This is a genomic window from Mycobacterium sp. SP-6446, from assembly GCF_001954045.1.
GTDB lineage: Bacteria > Actinomycetota > Actinomycetes > Mycobacteriales > Mycobacteriaceae > Mycobacterium.
In genome coordinates this window covers 1-641 of record NZ_MBEM01000247.1, presented here as the reverse complement: position 1 = coordinate 641, position 641 = coordinate 1, and the positions used below count along the sequence as shown (strand labels likewise).

The 641-nt window shown below is 67.9% G+C and carries 1 protein-coding gene; it reads left to right on the top strand.

Annotation, left to right across the window (positions count from 1 at the left end):
- A partial coding sequence (locus A5736_RS22110; RefSeq protein WP_371328403.1) for a glycosyltransferase occupies window positions 1-641 on the top strand: 641 nt, incomplete at both ends.

The window sequence follows — 641 nt, the reverse complement described above, 5'->3', positions numbered from 1 at the left end:
CAGCGCCGCGAACTCGGGCTACCAAAGGCGGCGGGCCTGTGGTCGCGGCGGATCGCCGAGCGCGCATCGCTGGAAATCCAGGCCTACGACGAGGTGTGCTTCCCGGGGCTGGCCGCCGAATGGGCGAACTGCAACGGCCAACGACCGTTCGTCGGCGCGCTGACGATGGAGTTGGCCACGGACGCCGACGAGGAGGTCGCGTCGTGGATCGCCGCGGGAACACCGCCGATTTTCTTCGGCTTCGGCAGCACGCCGGTCAAGTCTCCCGCCGACACCGTCGCCATGATCGGCGCGGCCTGCGCGCAACTGGGCGAACGGGCGCTGATCAGCTCCGGCTGGAGTGACTTCGGCAATGTCCCCCATTCCGACCACGTCAAGGTGGTGGAAGCGGTGAATTATGCTGCGGTCTTCCCGGCCTGCCGCGCGGTCGTGCACCACGGCGGCATGGGCACCATTGCCGCGGGCCTGCGCGCCGGGGTGCCCATGCTGATCCTCTGGACGGCACCCGATCAGGCGATATGGGCCTCTCACGTCAAACGTCTGAAAGTTGGTTCTGGGCGGCGTTTTACCAGCACCAGCCGTGAATCGCTGGCCGCCGACCTGCACCGGATCCTCGGTTCCGACTATGTCTCCCGGGCCCG